The organism is Kangiella sp. HZ709 (assembly GCF_009674675.1).
Classification (GTDB): Bacteria; Pseudomonadota; Gammaproteobacteria; order Enterobacterales; family Kangiellaceae; genus Kangiella.
Window position 1 is genome coordinate 1,325,010 of the sequence record NZ_WKJC01000001.1, and the last position, 16,672, is coordinate 1,341,681.

15 protein-coding genes are annotated in these 16,672 nt (G+C 39.5%); 3 read left to right on the top strand and 12 right to left on the bottom strand.

Going from position 1 to position 16,672, the window contains the following annotated elements:
• Positions 1–2: 2 nt before the first annotated feature.
• Genes rsfS through leuS form a run of 5 tightly spaced genes read right to left on the bottom strand, consistent with a single transcriptional unit; the run spans position 3 to position 5,256 of the window.
• Entirely contained in the window at positions 3–353 is a 351-nt protein-coding gene (rsfS, locus tag GJS41_RS06130) for a ribosome silencing factor (protein WP_154246410.1), read from the bottom strand.
• 9 nt (positions 354–362) lie between these two features.
• Positions 363–1,013, bottom strand: coding sequence for a nicotinate-nucleotide adenylyltransferase (nadD, locus tag GJS41_RS06135; RefSeq protein ID WP_154246411.1), 651 nt, complete (start codon positions 1,011–1,013; stop codon positions 363–365).
• A 4-nt stretch (positions 1,014–1,017) separates the two neighbouring features.
• Positions 1,018–2,109: a DNA polymerase III subunit delta gene (gene holA / locus GJS41_RS06140; RefSeq protein WP_154246412.1), complete on the bottom strand. Its 1,092-nt coding sequence runs from the start codon at positions 2,107–2,109 to the stop codon at positions 1,018–1,020.
• A gap of 8 nt (positions 2,110–2,117) precedes the next feature.
• A complete protein-coding gene (lptE, locus tag GJS41_RS06145; RefSeq protein WP_154246413.1) occupies positions 2,118–2,624 on the bottom strand; it encodes an LPS assembly lipoprotein LptE in 507 nt (168 codons plus the stop codon).
• Positions 2,625–2,661: 37 nt separating this feature from the next.
• Positions 2,662–5,256: a leucine--tRNA ligase gene (gene leuS, locus GJS41_RS06150; RefSeq protein WP_154246414.1), complete on the bottom strand. Its 2,595-nt coding sequence runs from the start codon at positions 5,254–5,256 to the stop codon at positions 2,662–2,664.
• Between the two features lie 235 nt (positions 5,257–5,491).
• Here leuS and GJS41_RS06155 point away from each other — a divergent pair, with 235 nt between their 5' ends.
• Both GJS41_RS06155 and GJS41_RS06160 read left to right on the top strand, forming a co-directional pair.
• Positions 5,492–7,417 carry a S9 family peptidase gene (locus tag GJS41_RS06155; RefSeq protein WP_154246415.1) on the top strand — a complete coding sequence of 642 codons (1,926 nt, stop codon included), beginning with the start codon at positions 5,492–5,494 and terminating at the stop codon, positions 7,415–7,417.
• A gap of 41 nt (positions 7,418–7,458) precedes the next feature.
• Positions 7,459–9,327: a S9 family peptidase gene (locus GJS41_RS06160; RefSeq protein ID WP_154246416.1), complete on the top strand. Its 1,869-nt coding sequence runs from the start codon at positions 7,459–7,461 to the stop codon at positions 9,325–9,327.
• Between the two features lie 15 nt (positions 9,328–9,342).
• Here the strand turns inward: GJS41_RS06160 and GJS41_RS06165 are convergent, their stop codons facing one another.
• From GJS41_RS06165 to miaB, 6 genes are read right to left on the bottom strand one after another with little or no spacing between them, the layout of a single operon-like run.
• Entirely contained in the window at positions 9,343–10,041 is a 699-nt protein-coding gene (locus GJS41_RS06165) for a 2OG-Fe(II) oxygenase family protein (protein ID WP_154246417.1), read from the bottom strand.
• Positions 10,038–11,555: an apolipoprotein N-acyltransferase gene (gene lnt, locus GJS41_RS06170; RefSeq protein ID WP_154246418.1), complete on the bottom strand. Its 1,518-nt coding sequence runs from the start codon at positions 11,553–11,555 to the stop codon at positions 10,038–10,040. Before lnt ends, GJS41_RS06165 begins: the two co-directional genes overlap by 4 nt.
• Before the next feature lie 7 nt (positions 11,556–11,562).
• Positions 11,563–12,432, bottom strand: a complete 870-nt coding sequence (locus tag GJS41_RS06175) for an HlyC/CorC family transporter (protein WP_154246419.1) — start codon at positions 12,430–12,432, stop codon at positions 11,563–11,565.
• Between the two features lie 56 nt (positions 12,433–12,488).
• Positions 12,489–13,004, bottom strand: a complete 516-nt coding sequence (gene ybeY, locus GJS41_RS06180; protein ID WP_154246420.1) for an rRNA maturation RNase YbeY — start codon at positions 13,002–13,004, stop codon at positions 12,489–12,491.
• A 2-nt stretch (positions 13,005–13,006) separates the two neighbouring features.
• Entirely contained in the window at positions 13,007–13,978 is a 972-nt protein-coding gene (locus tag GJS41_RS06185) for a PhoH family protein (protein WP_154246421.1), read from the bottom strand.
• 14 nt (positions 13,979–13,992) lie between these two features.
• Entirely contained in the window at positions 13,993–15,366 is a 1,374-nt protein-coding gene (miaB, locus tag GJS41_RS06190) for a tRNA (N6-isopentenyl adenosine(37)-C2)-methylthiotransferase MiaB (protein ID WP_154246422.1), read from the bottom strand.
• Between the two features lie 255 nt (positions 15,367–15,621).
• On the opposite strand from miaB, the gene GJS41_RS06195 reads away from it, so the two are divergent.
• Positions 15,622–16,113 (top strand): VIT domain-containing protein, encoded by a 492-nt coding sequence (locus GJS41_RS06195; RefSeq protein WP_154246423.1) that lies wholly within the window; start codon positions 15,622–15,624, stop codon positions 16,111–16,113.
• A 155-nt stretch (positions 16,114–16,268) separates the two neighbouring features.
• Here the strand turns inward: GJS41_RS06195 and GJS41_RS06200 are convergent, their stop codons facing one another.
• Positions 16,269–16,667, bottom strand: a complete 399-nt coding sequence (locus GJS41_RS06200; RefSeq protein WP_154246424.1) for a hypothetical protein — start codon at positions 16,665–16,667, stop codon at positions 16,269–16,271.
• Positions 16,668–16,672: the final 5 nt, after the last annotated feature.

Sequence of the window (16,672 nt, forward strand, 5' to 3'; positions counted from 1 at the left end):
TTTTAGTGCGTTGGTTCAGTAGCATTCTGCCAAGCAGGGTCCCACAACTTTTCAAGCTGATAAAAGTCACGAGTTTGTGGGAGCATAATATGAGCAACTACATCACCTAAATCGACTAATACCCATTCAGCAACATCATCACCTTCAATGCCAAGAGGTTGCATACCTTGATCTTTAACTTCTCGAATTAAATTATGGGCGATAGATTTTACATGACGATTGGAAGTGCCGGAGCAAATCACCATAAAGTCGGTGATAGAGCTCATCTCAATTACATCTAAAACTTTAATATCTTTTGCTTTTAAATCTTCTAGCTGCTCAATTACCAGCTTTTTTAATTGCTTTGATTGCATTAGGTGTCGCTAATCTCGGTAGAGTTGATGTCGTTGTATATAGTCTAGTATAACATTTGGTAATAGAAAGCGTGGTGATTTTCCGCACTTTATTTGATTTCTTATATAAGTCGATGAAATATCCAAGAGTGGCATCGTCAAAGTAGCAATTTTTCCATGAGAGTAATGGGGTAGTTGACTAGGAACGACTTGATTAGATTGCAATAAATCGGCAATTTCACCTTGATTTGGATAGCTACTATTTGGCCGTTCAATAACTAAAATATTGGTCAGGTCCAATAATTTTTGCCATTGATACCATTGATTTAATTTTGCAAAAGCATCTGTGCCCATTAAAAAAATTACACTTGCATCAGCTACCTCTTGTCGAATTTCGCTTAGGGTCACTACGCTGTAACTCGGCTCTTCTCTTTGTAGCTCCCTATCATCAATTTGCAAATGGTGACTTGTTGATAAGGCCAACTCAAGCATTTCAATTCGCTGTTCCGGACTCACATTTGGTTGTGCTCGATGAGGCGGATAAGCAGCTGGCATCAATGAGATCTTGGCTCTAGGGAAAATATTGGCCACTTCTTCGGCAATGCGTAAATGTCCAAAGTGTACCGGATTAAAAGTACCACCAAGAATAATATGCACTGCTTTTTGTTGGGATATCTCCATTTTGTTATAAACCCAATGACTTTTTCATATCACTCATCGAGCTGACTTTGGTTGCGCTGGACTGAGGTTGAGTAGAAGCCTTTGTCTTACTCGAGTTCGCTTTAAAAGGATTAATATTACCCATTAAACAAATCACTTGAGCCAGCTCCTGCCAAATATCCCCATCCGCCTGACCTTTGACCGACTTATCGATAAAGCTTAGTCGTTGTAATAAGGCATACCACTTTTTTTTACTACCGCGGTTAAATGCTGCTTGAAGTAATTTTTGTCTTTTTGGCCATAAGCGAGAGGATTGCATAATTTCAGCTAAACTTAAGCCAGCATCTTGTTGCTCACTCCAGTTGGCTAGTAATTGGCACTCTCGGGTCAATTGATTGACCAAAGGTAGCGGATAAGTTGCTTCGGCTTTTAAACTGTTCAACATTCTTAAAGCACGTGCCGCTTGACCTTGTAAACAAGCATCAGATAATTCGTAAATCGAATAACGAGCATTTTGCCCAACATATTGCTTAATATTTTCACTGGTCACCATTTCTCCACTAGCAAGCAAAGCAAGCATTTGTAAGTCCTGATGCGCAGCTAATAAATTACCCTCACAACGTTCGAGCAAAGATTGTGTTGCACTAGCATCTAATTTAACTTCTAACTGCTTGGCTCGGTTATTGAGCCATCCAGTTAAGCGTTCGGCAGGAATAGGCCAAGCTTCTACACAAATACCCTGCTTCTCAATATGCTTATACCAAGTAGTTCTTTTTTCGTTGGATAATTTTGGGGCTACCAATAACAGCACATCATCACTGCCACTTTGCAAAAACTCTAAGATTGCATCGCCCTGTGCTTTTTTTATAGCTTTATCAAAACGCCATTCAAGCAGCCGACTCTCAGCAAATAAGGACATGGTGCCAGCCTGATCGGTTAAAGGGTTTTTACTAGTAGAATCTTCTAAGATTTGACGCTCAAGCACGCCTTGAGATTTAACGAATTCTCGAATCTTATCAGCTGCTTCAATTTTCTGTAACGGCTCATCACCTGAAATCAAATACACCGACTTGAGTTGTGTGAGGTTTTGTTGAAGTTGCTCAGGATAAACTTTCAAATTTTACCTTATTGCGATTTTGCCATTTGTAACAACAGACGAGAGATCACTGCTTGTTGCATATCTTTTAATAAACGATCTTTTTCTACAGCTTGGCCCGTTTCAAGATTACGATCATAGGCCATCTCTCGACGACTGGATAGATGCTGCAAAGGTGCCAAACCCTTACCGTAATCTTTACCTTGAACGGCCAAACGATAATCCAATTTAAAAATTAACTCTAATTCACTAGGACGACCGCTGGCATCACGCGCAAGCACCCTTTCTTCTGTAGAGTATTGCTCAATACCCAGTTGTAAATCAGCACTATCAAGCGCAATGACCCAAGAACCGCCTTGAGTTAACAAACGCTGCTTTAAACTACGTTCAAAGTCACTATTAGGATTGTTAGTTTGTAACCAAACTTTGGTATCATTTAAATCAAAGCCTTGTCCACGCAATTGAAACCCGCAAGCATTCAAAATGCTAACAGCCACAATAGCAATAAATAGTAATTTGAAGCTTTTATTTATCATGATATTCAAAATTATTTATACGCCCTATTGGTAGCATTTAATTAGCAACAATATTCACTAATTTACCTGGAATCACAATCACTTTGCGAACTGTTTGACCATCAGTAAAGTTTTTAACATTTTCATTCTCAAGAGCCAATGCCTCAACTTCGTCTTTTGATGCAGAAGCGGAAACCGTAATCTTGGCACGAACTTTGCCATTCACTTGAATAATAATTAATTTTTCATCTTGCACCATAGCCGCTTTATCGGCAACAGGCCAATCTGCTACCACCACATCATCATTTTTCCCAAGTGCTGTCCACAGCTCTGAACAAATGTGGGGCGTGATCGGAGATAATAATAATACCGCGGCCTCTAATGCTTCTTGTAATACGGCTCTATCTTGCTCGCTTACTTCTTCTGCCTTCGCCGCGTGATTCAATAATTCCATAACCGCAGCAATAGCAGTGTTGAAAGTATAACGACGTGCATAATCATCGGTTACTTTAGCGATGGTTTCATGGGTCTTGCGACGGAGTGCTTTTTGATCACCGTTTAGGTTTGCTGTGTCGATTGCAATCACTTCACCTTTCTGTACATGAGAAGACACTAATTTCCAAAAACGACGTAGGAATTTTAGAGAACCTTCCACTGCCGAGTCTTGCCACTCTAAGGTTTGCTCCGGTGGAGAAGCGAACATGGTATATAAGCGCATCGTATCAGCGCCATATTGATCGACCATAGATTGAGGATCGATACCATTATTTTTCGACTTAGACATTTTAGTCATGCCGGCGTGAGTCACTTCACGGCCATTAGAATCAACAGCCTTAGTTACCGCACCTTTGTCGTCACGCTCGGTCACATCCACTTCCAACGGCGAAACCCAGTTGCGTGCCCCTTTTTCATCCACATAATAGAAAGCATCAGCTAATACCATCCCTTGGCATAACAAAGCTTTTGCAGGCTCATCTGAATTAACAAAACCAGTATCACGTAATAATTTGTGGAAGAAACGGAAATACATCAAGTGCATAATGGCATGTTCAATACCACCGACATATTGATCGATAGGTAGCCAGTAATTTGCGCGCGCTGGGTCGAGAATACCTTCATCATGATCAGGGCAGCAATAACGTGCATAATACCAACTCGACTCCATAAAAGTATCAAAAGTATCCGTTTCACGAATACCTTCAACTCCATCCACCACCGCTTTTTGCCATTCTTTATCACTATGTAAAGGACTAGTCACACCATCCATTTTTACATCTGTGGGCAAACGAACTGGCAACTGTTCTTCAGGCACAGGAACCACAGTGCCATCTGGCATATTCACCATGGGAATAGGAGCGCCCCAATAACGTTGGCGAGAAACACCCCAATCACGTAAACGATAATTAACCGTTTTCTCGCCTTTCTTCTCCGCTTCTAATTTCGATGCTATGGAGCTAAAAGCTTGCTCGAATGCTAAACCATCAAATTCCTGCGAATTGATCAATAAGCCTTTCTCAGTATAAGCCGCTTGAGATATATCCAGTTCAGATCCATCCGCAGGCGTTACCACTGGTTTAATGTCAATTCCATATTTTGTGGCAAATTCAAAATCACGTTGATCATGTCCAGGAACTGCCATCACAGCACCCGTGCCATAATCCATCAATACAAAGTTCGCGACCCAAACAGGAACTTGATCGCCTGTTAAAGGGTGAGTCACAGTTAAACCCGTCGCCATCCCTTTCTTTTCCATGGTAGCCATTTCTGCTTCAGAAACTTTACTGTTACGGCACTCATCAACGAAAGTTTGTAACTCACGATTATTTTGTGCTGCTAAAGTTGCTAAAGGATGAGCTGCAGCAACAGCCACATATGTCACGCCAAATAGTGTGTCCGGGCGAGTGGTATAAACTCTTAAGTGATTTTCCACATAACCATCTATCGCTACGCCAAAATCTAAGTTCATACCTTCAGAGCGACCTATCCAATTACGCTGCATAGTCTTAACCATTTCTGGCCAACCTTCGAGCGTATCTAAATCATTCAATAACTCTTCAGCATAAGCAGTTATTTTAATAAACCATTGAGGAATTTCTTTTTGTTCAACCGACGAGTCGCAACGCCAACAAGCGCCATCTACTACTTGCTCGTTTGCCAATACAGTTTCATCATTTGGGCACCAGTTGACCGATGAAGTCTTTTTATAAACCAAACCTTTTTCATACAACTTGGTGAAAAACCACTGCTCCCAACGATAATACTCTGGATCACAAGTTGCAAACTCACGATCCCAGTCATAGGCAAAACCCAACATTTCAAGTTGGCCTTTCATATACTCAATATTTTCGTAGGTCCAAGGCGCAGGTGAAGCGTTATTTTTCACCGCTGCGTTTTCAGCCGGCAAGCCAAAAGCATCCCACCCGATAGGTTGCATTACATTTTTACCCAACATCCGTTGGAAACGCGAGATCACATCACCAATGGTGTAGTTGCGAACATGACCCATATGCAGGCGGCCGCTTGGGTAAGGCAACATACTCAAACAGTAGTATTTCTCCTTAGAAGCATCTTCAACCGCTTTAAAAGTTTTATTTTTGCGCCAATGGTCTTGGACTTTGCCTTCAATCACTGAAGGCTGGTAATGTTCGTTCATCTTCATTGTTATATATTTCAATGGCTTAGCTCGACATCTAGTGCCGAACTAAACTCGGGAAAAATCATCAGGAATAACCGCAAAGGATACCTTAGAGACAGCTGAAATCCTACTTTTTATTCCTAATTAATGACTAATTTAATTAAGTCGTTTCAATTATTACATTATTACAATTGAAAATTAGCACAATCGCGGATATAACATACCCACTAAATTTATTAGGACGTCGAAAATCATGAAAAAACTTCTTTTTATATGCATATTATTCTTATTCAGCAATAATTTGTATGCTAAGCAAATCCCAGTTGAGGATTTCTTTAAATCTCAAGATATTAGCAATCTTTATCTATCTCCTACAGGCGAATATTTAGCTGCCGTATTCCAGGATGAAGAAAAATATAAAATAGCTACTTTAGATACAAATACCTTAAAATTAATAAAAGTAATTAATGTATCTAATTCTCAAGGAGATGATGTAGAAATATCAGGTCTCCAGTGGGTAAATGATGAAAGATTCTTATTTAGAGTCCGCCGTCAATTTGGTTCATTGGCCGCGCCGTTTGGCACTGGCGAAGTCATGGCATCAAACTTTGATGGTACTAAGCAAATGTTTCTACCTTCAGGGTTTTCATTAGCAGGAACAATGCCAGAAGATCCAAAACATATTCTTGGTATTTTCAGTAACCGCAAAGGCTTCCGCACTGTAAAAAGAGTTAGGCTATACGACCGCTCTTCAGAGAGTACTATCGCTTCACGTACAAAAACAAAATCAACCTTTACTCTCGATTCATCTCCTTTTAGAGGCGGAATATTAACTGACCATGATGGTGTTATTCGAATTGCCGTTGACGATGATCAGCGAGGAGAGCAAAAAACTTATTACCGAGCAAATAAAGATTCAGAATGGGAGTTAATTCAAACTCGCCGTGAAGGGTCTTTGGGATACAGTTTCGTTCGCTTCAGCAAAGACAACCAAAAAATCTACCTATTCAATGATAAAGTAGGAGAAGAAGGTTACTACTTATACGATCCTAAAGATAAATCTAAAAAATTAATCTGGAAGGACAAGGGCGTCGTTACACCAAGCTTAGTATATGATAATAGCTATCCTATTAGAGAACCTATTGGTGTCATGAGGCATGACGGAGTACCTACCGTAGAGTATTTTGATTTAAGTAACCCTTACTCCAAACTATTATCTCAAATACAAGCAGCTTTCCCTGATGAGTTTACATTTGTCCGAGGCTCAACAAAAGATGGCAAATCAACTCTGGTAAACGTTGTTAGTGATAGAAATCCAGGAGATTTTTACCTATTAAATACCGAAACAAAGAAATTAAGATACTTATCATCTAGTGCATCTTGGATAAAACCTAAAACTTTAGCAAAAAGAGAGCCTATATCTTATAAAGCTCGAGATGGTTTAAAAATTCATGGCTACTTAACTCGTCCTATTGGAAAAGAGAAGAACCTTCCTCTTATTTTGTTAGTGCATGGTGGCCCTTATGGTCCTAGGGATTTCTGGTGGTATGACCGAGAAGCTGCATTATTTGCTGATAACGGTTATGCAGTCTTACAAGTCAATTACAGAGGCTCCGGTGGCTATGGAACTAAGTTCCAATATGATGCTTATCGTCAAATGGGCGCTGAAATGCAAGATGATTTAACTGATGCCACCCTGTGGGCAGTTGAGCAAGGCATTGCTGATAAAAATCGCTTATGTATTTATGGTGGTAGTTACGGCGGATATGCTGCATTGATGGGCGCTGTAAAAGAGCCTGACTTATATAAGTGTGCAGTAGGTTATGTAGGTGTTTATGATATTGAAATTCAAAATAAAAGCGATATCGGTGATTGGGAAGGCGGTAGATATTTCTTAGATGTTGCATGGAATAACAAAGACCCGGACTTTGTTAGAGAGCGCTCAGCTGTATACCATGTCGACAAGATCAAATCTGCATTGATGTTAGTTCATGGTAAGGCTGATAGACGGGTTCCATATGCGAACTTTACTGCTCTAACCTCAGCTCTTGACGATATCAATTACCCGTATGAGTCTGTGGTAGAAGACCTGGAGGGGCATGGTTTCTACAAAGAAGAGAATAACGTCGAGCTGTATACCAAAATGTTAAAATTCTTTGATAAACACATCGGCAAATAGTATAAAAGCTCCTTAGGGAGCTTTTTTTTGGATACATAAAAATGAAAAAACTACTAATAATTATCACTTTACTTACCTCTTTCCATTCAATAGCAAATTACACTGCCCAAGATTTTTTTAAAGACGGTCAATTTGAAGAAGTATACCTTTCCCCCAATGGGACTTATCTAGCCGCTATCGTGGATAGAGAAAATGGTTCTGGCGTTGCAATAATCAATACTAAAGACAAAAATCTTTTTAACTTTATTAAGGGCAAAGAAGACGATGTATTTATTTCATTAGAATGGCTAACTGATGAAAGGCTAGAAGTATCTTTAGGGCATAAATATGGGTCGATTGCCATTCCAATCAGAAAAGGCTACATCGTTACTAACATTGACGGCAGCCGTCAAAATAAAGGTACACAAGGCAACATCCTCGATAGACTGCCGAACAATCCTGAGTATATGCTCACCTACTTTTATGACAAAGGAAAACCGGTTATATACAAAGCATTTAAAAAGAATAGTGACATTAAGCAAATAGAGAGAATACCATTTCGTGGTCGAATTTTAGCTGATTCAAAATCTGTAGTTCGTCTTGCTTATAACGTAGAGCCAATATCTAATGATGGCGAGATCTATTACCGACAAAGTGAAAAAAGCGAGTGGAAAAAGATACACACATTCAAAGACAAAGAAGCTAACTTAAGTTTTCTGACTTTTAACTCAGATGACTCAAAACTATATGTATATGATGGTAGAGCAAATTCTAAAGGCTACTATTTATATGACCCATCTACCGATGAATATGAACTGCTGTACAAACACGACAATAAATTTAATGTGAGAACTGTATATGATGGTAGGTTCAATAAGTCACTTCCTATTGGCGTTGAACAACAACCAGGGCGTTATGAGCTTACCTTTTTTGACTCGGAGAATCCATACTCTAAACTAATTAGTAGCTTACAGCCCTCCTTCCCAAACGAAAGGATAGTGGTTCAAGAAATGACCACTGATGGAACAAAGTCTTTAATATTAGTAGAAGGTGACAAAAATCCAGGTGATTACTATCTCTTTGATGTTAGAAAAAAATCTTTAGAATACCTATTGTCGAAGAGACCTGGATTGAAAGCCAACTTGTTAGCTAATGTATTGCCGATACAATTTAAAGCAAAGGATGGCTTAGATATTCACGGATACCTAACAAAACCAAACACTATCAAACCTGATGCCATCCCTCCATTGGTCGTTATGGTTCACGGTGGACCATATGGGATTAGAGATAACTGGGAATACAATCCTGAAGTTCAGTTTTTAGCTTCAAAAGGTTATTCCGTATTACAAATTAACTATCGCGGCTCTGGTGGGTATGGGCTAAATTTTCAATATGACGCCTATCGCAAAATGGGACAGGAAATGCAAAGTGATATAACAGATGGGACTTTGTGGGCTATCGAGCAAGGAATTGCAGACAAGAGAAAAATATGTATCTATGGCGCAAGCTATGGAGCCTATTCAGCTATGATGGGACTCATACAAGAACCAGAGTTATATCAATGTGGCATCGGTTATGCTGGCGTTTACGACATATCGCTACAAAGGAAAGGGCAATATAAAACGAGTGAACAACTAAGAAAATTCTATGATGAGGCATGGAATATCAAAGACAAAGATTTCGTGTACAAATACTCCCCTATAAATCATGTCGAGAAAATCACAAAACCCGTTTTTTTGGCTCATGGTGGGAAAGACTTTGTTACTCGTGATGAGCATTATCGGGATATGCTTGATGCCCTGCAAGATACTAATAAAGATGTAACCACTCTATATAAGAAAAAAGAAGGGCATGGTTTTTATAAAGTCAAAAATAAAATAGAGTTTTATAATAAGCTAGCTTTATTTTTAAAAGAAAATATCGGTAGTTAGAATGCAAGAGGCTGGCTATTTATTTAGTAACCAGCCTGTAATCGCAAGTCTAGGTTTGTCTGTTTTTACTACTTTAGATACTTGATGCATTTTAGGTACTTTAAAAAGGCTTAAGGAGTTGAAGGTTGGGAGGTATTTTTCTTCTATTTTTTGCTCCGAGTCCAAAAAGCACAATTGTCCGCCAAATTCACTTTCCCAATCTTTTGTCAGATTAATTACATAAGCAAACTCGCGCCCTTCATTTTCATTAAAATCATTATGCGGTCTTAAAAAATCATCTTTAATATATTTAGTGGCTTGCGCATTAATTTTTACTATATTCGACTGCCCTGTGAGTTGGCGTAAAAAACTAACGTAATTTGGTGAGTTTAACATTTCTAAAAATCGGTCTAATAATAGACCTGGATTTCTTTGCTCTATATACGCAGTGATCATCATGTAAGTATGGTACATGTAAGAATATTCTTGAGGATTAATTTGATTTAATTGCTCTTTAATTAAAGATAACTCTCTCGCTTGAAAGTTAACCAAGTCATCGGATGGTATTAAAATATCTGATTCAATCCTGTAAGCAAGATCCCAGTTAACATCATGCTTTAAACACTGATAAAGATTTTCTGCCAAACTGGGTTCTAAATAGTTAGGGATTTGAACCCTTCCATCATTTTTTAAAAGGTTCGCATACTCTTGGAAGTTAATCTCTGAATTTATCATTTGCCCATTTTCCTGAACAAAATGGCCAGCCCAAATAAAATGAACATTAAGATAAATAGAGAGGTCTGCCCATATTGATTGTAAATTGTGTCTCTTTGAGTCAGTGGAATCACGCCTGCTAAAACCGTTTTTTCGAAACGATTTTCTTGATCAGTGACACGTCCGTAATGATCTACCAATGCGGTAACACCATTGTTAGTGGCTCGAATGACTGGCAAACCATTTTCGATGGCTCGCATTTTCGCCATTTGGAAATGTTGCAATGGTCCCCAAGATTCGCCGAACCAGGTGTCATTACTGATGGTAACAATGGCTTGCGGCAAATCTGAATCGCTTTTTGCAGACAAGCCTTGAATCAACTCAGGAAAAGCAATTTCATAGCAAATAGCTGGAATATAATAAGCTTTTTCATCACTGAAGCCTTTTTGCTGATCATCTCCAGGAGTAAAAGATGACATAGGTAAATCGAATAAATCGATTAAGCCTCTGATCAAAGCTTGGAAAGGAACATATTCGCCAAAAGGCACCAATTGTTGCTTGCGATATTCTGCTTCGATGCTTCCCAACTGTTTCATACCGGCATAATATTCACTGCGGTTATTGGCATCAGGCATGATGGGAATGCCAGTTAAAAAAGTTGAATTTGAATCCTTGGCTAACGAAGAAATATAAGCTAGATCTTCTTTTGCATAGGCATCCATTCTTGGAATTGAAGCTTCCGGCCAGACAATTAAGTCTTTTCCCCAATAATTATCTGTTTGCTCAAGTTGACCACTCACAATGGGAATATAATTTTCACGCAGCCATTTTTGATGTTGATCGATGTTCGGCTGAATTAGCGCAACCGTTAAACTGCCGTTTTCTTTAATTTGCCCATTCAAACCCCACCAAGAAAGTCCTAAACCCAGAACCAGATAGGACCCTAGGGCAAATATTTTATTGCGAGTTTTTTCGGTTGCAACCTCTGCTGCAAGAATCGATAACGGGATTAGAAATAAAGTAACGCCATGTACACCCAGCAATGAAGCAATACCCATGAAAATACTTTCTGTTTGGGTATAGCCTAGGAACAACCATGGAAAGCTAATAAAGCTATAACCTTGGAAAAAGTTTAGCGCAAGCCATAATAAACTGAAGATGATGATTTGACTAAAAATTGAGTACGTGGCGAAGAATTTTCTATGCAGCCATGCCAACAGACCAAATAAACTTGCTAGTAAAGCCACAAATAAAGCCGTTAAGAAAACCGCCAAAGGCTCCGAGGCATTGCCAAAAGTATTGATTGAAACGTAGACCCACGAAACGCCAACAGCAAAAAGCCCTAAGCCATAACAAAAACCTAAGCGAAAGGCTGCTTTTGGATTAGCATCTTTTAAAAACCACCAAAAGGCACTGATCGATAAAATCGCCATAGGCCACCGCTCGAATGGGGCGAATGCTAATGGATAAATGGCGCCAACTATCAGCGCCATTGCGTATTGTCCTAAACTCGCGAACTTAGATTTTTCTGTCATTTATGTTTTAATCGTTTGCTGTTTTATTAATACTGGTCACTTTCAGCAAATGCACACGTCGTTCATCTGCGTTGACTACCGCGAACTCAAAATCACCCATAGTGATGGATTCCTCAATGTCCGGCATATGACCGAATTGATTCACCACTAAACCACCGATAGTATCAAACTCTTCATCAGAAAAATCTGCATTCAATTCATCGTTAAAGTCTTCAATTTCAGTTTGAGCCTTCACCATAAAAACGCCATTGTCATGAATTTTGATATTGCCCTCGTCCTCATCAATATCAAACTCGTCCTCTATCTCGCCAACGATTTGCTCCAAGACATCTTCAATCGTAACCAAACCTGAAACACCGCCATACTCATCAACTACGATCGCCATATGATTACGGTTCATACGAAATTCTTTGAGTAATACGTCCAGCTTCTTACTTTCAGGAACGATTACCGCAGGTCGAAGGATATCTTTAATATCAAAAACCTGCTTTTCGGACTCAGAAAGATTAATACTGTTTTCGGCAGCATAAACCAATAGCTCTTTGGCTAACATGATCCCTTCAATATCATCTCGATTTTCTCCAAATACTGGATAACGCGAGTGTTTAGTTTCGATGACCATTGGTAAAATTTCATTGAGCTGAGCATCTTCGTGGATAACACTCATTTGCGATCGAGGGATCATAATGTCACGAACTTGCATTTCAGCAACTTGCAAGACCCCCTCCATCATGGAAAGTGAATCCGGCTTAATTAATTCGTCATCTTTGGCGCCGCGCAGAACTTCAACTAAATCTTGGCGGTCTTGTGGTTCCGACTGGAACATGTGAGTGATTTTTTGAAAAAAACTTCTCGACGGAGGTTTGTCGTCGTTCATCTAGGTTTATTTTGGCCTCATGCTGCTAAAAGTATTCAGATGTGCTTATTATGACTTTATAAAAGTTCATAAGGATTAGAAATCGATAACTCTTTAAGAATTTCGACTTCTAGAGACTCCATCTGTTGAGCCTCAGATTCATTTATATGATCGTAGCCTAATAAATGCAAGCTACCATGGATAACCAAGTGCGCCCAGTGTGATTCAAGCGCTTTATTTTGCTCTTTTGCTTCTTGTACTACGATAGCTTGAGTAATTACTAAATCCCCTAAAATTGGAAATTTTTCTTCAACTCCAGGTGGTTGCTCAAAGGGAAAAGACAGCACATTGGTAGGTTTGTTTTTTCCACGATATTTGTGATTTAACTCTTGGCTTTCTGCTAAATCCACCACTCGCACCGTTATGTCAATCGGCTTTGCTAGGGCTTTTGCTTTACCATATTGCTTTGCCTCAACGTCCAGTGCCAAAGCAACCCATTGAGTAACTTTCTCTTGGTTTAAAAACTCTCCATCTACTTCAGCTAATTCAGTTGCTAGCTGAAAATCTAGCGCTATGTCTTGTTTGTTAATCATGCTCAATCAGAGTCTTTCTCAAAAGCTTCATATGCCTGCACTATTCGCTGCACTACAGGGTGGCGCACCACATCTTGTGATTGGAAGAAGGTAAAACTGATAGCATCAACTTTTTGTAAAACGTCAATCACATGGCGCAAACCAGATTTTTGCCCTCGGGGTAAATCTACTTGGGTAATATCGCCTGTGATCACCGCTTTGGAATTAAAGCCAATCCGAGTCAAAAACATTTTCATTTGTTCAGGAGTGGTATTTTGACTTTCATCCAAAATGATAAAAGCATCGTTGAGCGTTCGGCCACGCATATAAGCTAATGGTGCCACTTCAATCACGTTACGCTCCATAAGCTTTGCTACCTTATCAAAACCAAACATTTCATAAAGTGCGTCATACAAAGGCCGTAAATAAGGATCAACTTTTTGTGCTAAATCACCAGGCAGAAAACCTAAACGCTCACCTGCCTCCACCGCCGGGCGAGTCAAAAGAATGCGCCGCACTTGCTGCTTTTCCCACGCATCCACCGCACTGGCTACTGCCAAGTAAGTTTTACCCGTGCCCGCTGGACCAATACCAAAGCTGATATCGTGGTGCTTAATGGCTTGAATATAATGCTTTTGATTTGGGCTACGCGGTTTAATTAAACCGCGCTTAGTAATAAGTTTTACATCGTCATTAGTGGCAGGTTCAGCAAGCGCCTGCTCTGCCATTACTTCTTGAATGGCCAAATGAATATCTGCGCTATCCAAATCTTTACGTTTCTTAGTTTGCATGTAAAGGCTTTCAATTGCTTGGCGAGTAGCCGTTGCATTCTTCGGACTGCCGATTACCTGAACTTGATTTTCACGCAGATTAATTTCCACCCCAAGACGACGCTCAAGATGTTTAATGTGTTCATCAAGATAACCTACTAAGGCAGAAATTCGAGTATTATCGGCCGGCAATAATTCGAACGATTGGGAAGCTAAATCAGCCATTGAAATCCTTATTATTAGTAAATCTTTCCGTCAGCAATAAAGTCACCGCGTAATGAATTCGGGAAAGCGTCGGTAATTTCAACTTCAACAAATTTACCAATGACTGAATGCGGCCCTTGGAAATTCACAATACGGTTATTTTCAGTACGAGCTCTAATTTCCATTGGATCTTTTTTCGATGGACCTTCTACCAAAACTGTTTGGCGGGTTCCAACCATGTTACGGCTTATAGAGAAAGCCTGCTGATTAATTCGTTGCTGTAATAAACTCAAGCGCTGTTTCTTAGTTTCCTCAGGCGTGTCATCTACTAAATCAGAGGCTGGTGTTCCTGGTCGTGCACTATAAATAAAACTAAACGAATGATCGTAACCAATATCTGCAATTAGATTCATAGTATCTTCGAAATCTTGATTGGTTTCACCAGGAAAGCCAATAATGAAATCCGAGGACATGGAAATACTAGGACGAATTTTTCTTAACTTGCGAATTTTAGATTTGTATTCAATTGCAGTATGACCACGTTTCATCATAGCCAATACCCGATCGGAACCAGATTGAACCGGTAAATGTAAGTGGCTTACCAACTCTGGCACCTCTGCATAGACTTCAATCAAGCGATCAGAAAACTCAACTGGGTGAGAAGTGGTGTAGCGAATTCGATCAATACCATCAATCGCTGCCACATAAGTAATCAACTCTGCCAGATCTGCCTTATGCCCTTCATGAGTGATACCTCTATAGGCATTGACGTTCTGACCTAACAGGTTAATTTCACGGACGCCTTGATTGGCTAGTTGTGCACATTCAGCCAATACATCATCAAATGGGCGGCTAACCTCTTCTCCCCGGGTATAAGGTACTACGCAGAAAGAGCAGTATTTTGAACAACCTTCCATTACAGAAACAAAAGCTGTTGGACCTTCCGCCCGTGGCTCAGGTAAGCGATCAAATTTCTCGATTTCTGGGAAGCTTATATCTAACACAACTTTCTTTTGACCAGATGCTTGCTTGATCATCTCTGGTAGACGGTGCAAGGTTTGAGGACCAAAAATAACATCCACATAAGGCGCTCTTTTACGGATCACTTTACCTTCTTGCGAAGCCACGCAACCACCTACGCCAATAATCAAATCCGGCTTATTATCTTTTAAGTTTTTCCATTGACCTAGTTGTGAAAAAACCTTCTCTTGAGCTTTCTCACGAATAGAGCAGGTATTCAAAAGGATCACGTCGGCTTCTTCGGCTGAGGTAGCAGCTTCCAAACCATGGGTCTTATTCAAGAGATCAGACATGCGTGACGAATCGTACTCATTCATCTGACAACCCCAGGTTTTTATAAATAACTTTTTAGTCGCTTGTTCTGCTGGCTGGACTACTACTTCGCTCATGAACCTACCAATACTGCTTAAAATCTTAAAAAGGGCGCGAATTATAGCTTAAACCACTATTTACCGCCATATTTACACGATTATTTTTTGAACAATCAACAATCTATTGAACAAACTAATAGCTAGAGTCATATTTCGTCAGATTTGGCACTTTTCGAACAGAATTCCTAAAGATTTCGGTCATAAGCAATTGTTTTAATAACCTCAAGCAAAACGAAACAATACTTAAATTACTTACATTACTTGGAGAGCATTATGAACCGTTTAAATTTATTAATAACAGGATTAACCTTAGCTGCAACCTTCGCATTCGGTAGTGCCAATGCAGCAGATGCCATGGTTATTGAAGAAATTGGCCATCTTGGGTTTGCGAACGAAGAAAAAGCAGAACGCAAAGTCGCCAGCGCTACAACTGTCATCAGCCGCATTTATAGAAACAAGGCCGTTGTAGAGGTAAGCCAATCTTTCGTTAATAACACTGAAAAAACTATCAATGGTGAATACTTCTTTCCATTACCTTATAACAGTAACTTACTAGATTTTGAATTAACTACGGATTTTCAAACAATTGAAGAACTACCAAATACGACAGTTCAACTTAAAGAACGAGACCAATTACAAGTTTCTTATCAGTATGAGCTAGTGGATGACTCACCTTACCACGCCAGCGTTATGGGTTTTCCAGCCAAACAGAACATGCCATTAATTGATACTGTTAGCCAAGACCAATTAGTCGCCAAGAAATAGTTTCAACTTTAACTAAAGTTATACAAAAAATCCCCTTAAGCAAAAAGTCACAAGGATGTGAATATCTAAAAAAGTTTCAGGCTTTTCTCTCGACCAGCGGTTACTCCTAAGTAAAAAAACAAACCTACAGGCTGGTTCGAGAGACTCTTCTTAGCTTACTTTTTAATCGCCAATTTGGCACCGAGCAAAGCAGCAGGCAAAATGGTTAAAACATTGATCACCATGAACCAAATGGGGTGCGGGATCATAAACAAATTAATAGCAGCGCCAATTAATAAAATAACACCGCAAATTAACCCCAAGTTTATATTATTTACTGCTGCAATTTTTGTACTAGTAAATCCTGCTACAATCGCTCCAACAATATGAGCCATTAATACTGTAATTAAAGCACTCATTGGCAAAGATTGCATATAGCTAACAAAGCCTTCTTTATCATCCATCGACATGCCTTCAGGCCAAGGAAAACGCAGCATATTAATTGCTTCAATACCCATAATCACTAAACCACCGATAATTAATCCAATTATCACTGCTAAGATTTTTTTACCCATAATAT